This window comes from Streptomyces sp. NPDC002092 (genome assembly GCF_053593775.1).
Genome location: NZ_JBSFDG010000014.1, coordinates 211306 through 215816, shown reverse-complemented (window position 1 = coordinate 215816; position 4511 = coordinate 211306). Strand labels below are relative to the sequence as shown.

Sequence of the window (4511 nt, the reverse complement as noted above, 5' to 3'; positions counted from 1 at the left end):
CCGAGGGCGGTCCGCAGTACGGGGGCGGGTACGGGGAACAGTGTCGGGCGGTGCAGGACGCGGCCCATGGCTGTGGTGATCTCACGGTTGGTGAGCGGGTTCGGGGCGGTGAGGTTGAACGGTCCGGACAGGGCGGCGGTGTCGATGAGATGGCGGATCGCGGCCACCTCGTCGTGCAGCGCGATGTACGACCAGTACTGGCGGCCGTCGCCCATGCGTCCGCCGAGGCCCGCCTTGAACAGCGGGAACAGCCGGCCCCAGGCACCGCCGCCGCGGGCCACCACGAGACCCGTCCGGGTGAACACGGTCCGTACGCCCGCCTCCTGCGCGGGGGCCGCGGCGCCCTCCCACTCCACGCACAGCTCCGGCAGGAACCCCGCCCCGGGCGGCGCGCTCTCGTCGACCGCCCGGTCGCCGGTCTCGCCGTAGTAGCCCATCGCGCTGCCGTTCACGAACACCCGCGGCTTCTCGTCCAGCGCGGCGATCGCCCCGGCCAGCGCGGCGGTGCCGAGCACCCGGCTGCTCCGGATCCGCGTCTTGTACGCGTCCGTCCAGCGGCGGTCGCCGATACCGGCGCCCGCGAGGTTCACCACGACGTCGCACCCGGCGAGAACGGCAGGATCCACGTGCCCGCCCTCCGGGTCCCAGCGGACCTCGTCCTGCGCCCGGGGCGCCCGGCGCACCAGCCGCACCACCTCGTGCCCGTCGGCGGTCAGGGACCGCACCAGGGCGCCGCCGATGAGCCCGGACGCACCGGCCACCGCGATTCGGGAACGTTCCATGGGCCCATTCTGCTCGGGGGACTCATAAGGTTGCCGTCATGCCGGTTCCGTTCATACGCCACGCAACCCTCGGCGACGAGGAGACGCTGGGGCGCCTCGACCGTGTCACCTGGTCCCCGCTGCACTCCGTGCAGCCGCGCCCCCAGCCGCCGTACGAACCCTTCTACAACGAGCGGTTCGGGCCCCGGGACCATCTGGTCGCGGAGCTCGACGGGGAGGTCGTCGGCTACATCCGCTTGGCCCATCCCACCCCGCTCGTCTGCAACGCCCACGTCCGGCAGATCCAGGGGCTCGTCGTCGCCGAGCAGGCGCGGGGCGCCGGCGTCGGGCGGGCGCTGCTGCGGGCGGTGCGGGAGGAGGCCCGCAATCAGGGCGCGCGCCGGCTCACGCTGCGCGTCCTCGGCCACAACACCCCGGCCCGGGGGCTCTACGAGGCCGAGGGGTTCGTCGTCGAGGGGATCCTGCCCGGCGAGTTCCTGCTGGAGGGCGAGTACGTCGACGACGTGCTCATGGGGTGCAGTCTGTGACCCGGCCGGTCTACGACGTGACCAGGTCACCCGTGTCCACCGACGCCGTCGCGTTCGCCGCGCGCCGGGCGTCGGAGGCCACCTCCGCCGCCGTCAGGACGTAACCCGTCTCGTTGTCGGACGTCGAGCGGGCGAAGACCACGCCGTAGACGCGGCCGTCGGTCGTCAGCAGCGGGCCGCCGGAGTTGCCGGGGCGGACGGTCGAGCGGATCGAGTAGATCTCGCGGGTCACCGTGGCGTCGCCGTAGATGTTCTGGCCGGTCGCCTGCACCCGGTTCGCGACCGTCGCCGCCTGGAGGTCGAGGTCGCCGTCCTGCGGATAGCCGGCCACGACCGCCGAGTCGCCGCGCGCGGCGCCGTCGTCGAACCTCAGGACCGGCGCGCGCAGCCCGGGCACGTACAGAACGGCCACGTCCCTGTTGGGGTCGAAGAGCACCACCCGTGCCTCGTACGTCCGCCCGACCCCGCCGATCCGCACGTTCGGGTCGTTGATGCCGGCCACCACGTGCGCATTGGTCATCACATGGTCGCGGGCGTACACGAACCCGCTGCCCTCGCGGCCCTGGGTGCCGGAGACACCCTCGATCTTCACCGTGCTGCGCTTGGCCGCGTTGGTGGCGCTCGCCGTGACGCTGTCGCCGGTGGGCTTGGCGACCTCGGCCGTCGACTCGTTCTCGAACGGGTTGAACACCTGCGGGAAGCCCGCCTGAGTGAGCGCCGAGGTGGCCCGGGAGAACCAGGCGGGGGTGGTGTCCGGCATGGCGTCCTGCACGGCACCGAGCAGCGCCGAGTCCCGGATCGCGGTCGTGAGCAGCGGTGACGAGGAGGCGCCCAGCACACTCGCGGCGACCCAGGCCACGATCAGCACGGCGGCCGAGTTGGCCGCGGCCCCGCCGACCCCGTCCGCCACCCTGAGCGGCCCGCGGTCCAGCTCCCGGCGCAGCCTGAGCGCGAGCCGCCCCGCCAGTTCGTGGACCACCACGGCAGGGAGCAGCACGGTCAGCACCGCGGTCACGGTCGCCTGGGTCGTGCCCGCCGTCACCAGGTCCATCATCCAGGGCAGGATCCACACGCCGAGCACCGCGCCGCCCACGAACCCGGCGAGCGAGACACAGCCGGCCACCAGTCCGCGCCGGTAGCCCGATGCCGCGTAGGCCACGACCACCAGCAACAGCAGGATGTCGAGCAGGTCCACAGAGCCGCCTTTCTCTCAGACCCCTTAGTACGCGCGGGACGGGCCCAGTGATCAGCCACGCGCGCGTGCATGAGGAGAAACGCCCCGGACCAGGACGATGGTTCCACCGGGTGGCACAGCACACATCGCGGACGGAGCGGATCCGGCCGCCATGGCGGCACCCGTCCTCACCTGCGCCCGAGATACGCCCCCAGCGCCCGCTGCAGCACCTTGCCCTGGCTGCCCACCGGCAGCTTCCACTCCCCGAGGTACTCCACCGCCCGGCCGCCCGCGCCCGTCTTGAAACGGAGGCGGTTCAGCAGCCGGTTCTCGGTCAGGACGGGGGTGACGGAACGGAGGTCGTACGTGGCGGCCCCCGCCGCCCGCGCGTCGCACAGCATCCGCCACAACAGCGCGCTGCTGGGCCGCAGTTCACGCCCCCGGCGGCCGGACGCGGCGTACGAGTGCCAGGCGCGGGAGCCGACGTTGATCATGAGCGCGGCGGAGAGCACCTCGCCGTCGTACTCGGCGAGATACAGCCGCAGCCGGTCCTCGTCCTCCGCGTTCAGCGCCTTCCACATGCGCCGGAAGTAGTCCAGCGGGCGGGACTTGAAGCCGTCGCGGGCGGCGGTCGAGGTGTAGAGCCTGTGGAACTCCGGCAGGTCCGCGGCCGCACCCCAGCCGACGCGCACACCTCCCAGCTCGGACGTCCGCAGGGACTGCTCCCAGTGCGGCGCCAGCGCCCCGCGCAGCTCGTCCACCGAGCGCCCTGCGAGCGGTATGTGGCAGCCGTAGCGCGGCTGGCCGAGCCCGAAGCCGCTGCCCTCGTCCTCCTCGCACCGCCGCCACCCGAGCCGCCCCAGCCGCTCCGCCACGTCCAGCGCGTACCCGTCGAGGCCGTCCGCCGGCAGATCGTGCAGATGACGTACGTCGGGGTCGGCGATGCCCGCCGCGACACCGGCCGCCTCCCAGTGGCGTACGACAAGGGGCGGTCCGATCCGCAGCGAGAACGCCCCGCGCTCCTCGACGTGGGCGACGAGCGGGTCCAGCAGGCGTTCCAGGCGAGGGTGGTGCCAGTCGATCGCGGGCCCGTCGGGGAGATAGGCGAGGCAGCGCCGGGTGCCGGGCAGCGGCCGGTACAGCACGAGGGCCGCGGCGGTCATCGTCCTGCCCTCGAACCAACCGACGCTCTCCGCCCGCCAGTCGGGCTTCACATCGCCCCACTCGGGAATCTGGAGGTGGCTCGCGTCGGGGTGCTCCCGCAGCTGGGCCAGGTGTTCCTCGCGCGTGATCTCCCTTACGTACGGGCTGGTCATGGGCGGACCCTCACAGGTTTCTCTCAGCCGCCTCACGGATCTTCCCGAGGCGCCCTCCCTATCGTCATGCACACGCACTGACTGGAGGTGGGGAAGAAGTGAACAGTCACGGCAACACCACGCACAAGACCGAGGGCCGGTCCCGCACCGCCCATGGCCCCTGGGCGGCGCTCTGCGCGGCCGCGGCCGTCGTCCTGGGCCCGGCCGCCGTCACCGCGTCCGCACTCGACCAGGCCAACGCCGCGCCGATGTACCACGCGGTCAAGGCCGAGCAGGCGCAGGCGTACATCGACTCGGACCCGAACCGGCGACGGACGGCCTGACCCTCGGTCGGGGTCGCCGCCCACGAGTCCCAGGAACTGCTCTGCGGACGGGTCGATGTCCACGGCGAGCCCGTTCAGCAGGCCCGCCGGCATGACGTAGTGGCCGGCCGTGGTGACGATCTCGATGACCTGGCGGTCGGTGCTGCGTTTCCCGGGGGATGACCCCCGGACCCCCAGCAGAGCCGTCCCTGACCCTCAGTCGGGGGCGCCGCCCACCAGTCCCAGGAACTGCTCTCCGGACGGGTCGATGTCCACGGCGAGCCCGTTCAGCAGGCCCGCCGGCATGACGTAGTAGCCGGCCGTGGTGACGATCTCGATGACCTGGCGGTCGGTGCTGCGTTTCCCGGGGGATGACCCCCGGACCCCCAGCAGAGCCGTCCCTGACCCTC

5 protein-coding genes and 1 pseudogene are annotated in these 4511 nt (G+C 72.7%); 2 read left to right on the top strand and 4 right to left on the bottom strand.

Going from position 1 to position 4511, the window contains the following annotated elements:
* Window positions 1-782, bottom strand: a 782-nt coding sequence (locus ACWCRD_RS30565; protein WP_450968981.1) for a TIGR01777 family oxidoreductase, incomplete at its 3' end; no start/stop codon positions are given.
* 38 nt (window positions 783-820) lie between these two features.
* Between ACWCRD_RS30565 and ACWCRD_RS30560 the strand changes: the two genes are divergently transcribed.
* Window positions 821-1309, top strand: a complete 489-nt coding sequence (locus ACWCRD_RS30560) for an N-acetyltransferase family protein (protein ID WP_450968980.1) — start codon at window positions 821-823, stop codon at window positions 1307-1309.
* Window positions 1310-1319: 10 nt separating this feature from the next.
* On the opposite strand, the gene ACWCRD_RS30555 is transcribed toward ACWCRD_RS30560, so the two are convergent.
* Window positions 1320-2504 (bottom strand): MarP family serine protease, encoded by a 1185-nt coding sequence (locus tag ACWCRD_RS30555; protein WP_450968979.1) that lies wholly within the window; start codon window positions 2502-2504, stop codon window positions 1320-1322.
* 167 nt (window positions 2505-2671) lie between these two features.
* Window positions 2672-3799 carry a lipid II:glycine glycyltransferase FemX gene (locus ACWCRD_RS30550; RefSeq protein ID WP_450968978.1) on the bottom strand — a complete coding sequence of 376 codons (1128 nt, stop codon included), beginning with the start codon at window positions 3797-3799 and terminating at the stop codon, window positions 2672-2674.
* A gap of 98 nt (window positions 3800-3897) precedes the next feature.
* Between ACWCRD_RS30550 and ACWCRD_RS30545 the strand changes: the two genes are divergently transcribed.
* Complete coding sequence (locus ACWCRD_RS30545) at window positions 3898-4122, top strand: hypothetical protein (RefSeq protein ID WP_450968977.1); 225 nt, start codon at window positions 3898-3900, stop codon at window positions 4120-4122.
* A gap of 195 nt (window positions 4123-4317) precedes the next feature.
* On the opposite strand, the pseudogene ACWCRD_RS30540 reads toward ACWCRD_RS30545, so the two are convergent.
* Window positions 4318-4511, bottom strand: a pseudogene (locus tag ACWCRD_RS30540) (hypothetical protein); the annotation flags it as partial.

What these genes read in the sequence shown, in the direction of transcription:
- ACWCRD_RS30560 (WP_450968980.1), top strand. Translation starts at nt 821, where the DNA reads ATGCCGGTTCCGTTCATACGCCACGCAACCCTCGGCGACGAGGAGACG.
- ACWCRD_RS30550 (WP_450968978.1), bottom strand. Translation starts at nt 3,799, where the DNA reads ATGACCAGCCCGTACGTAAGGGAGATCACGCGCGAGGAACACCTGGCC.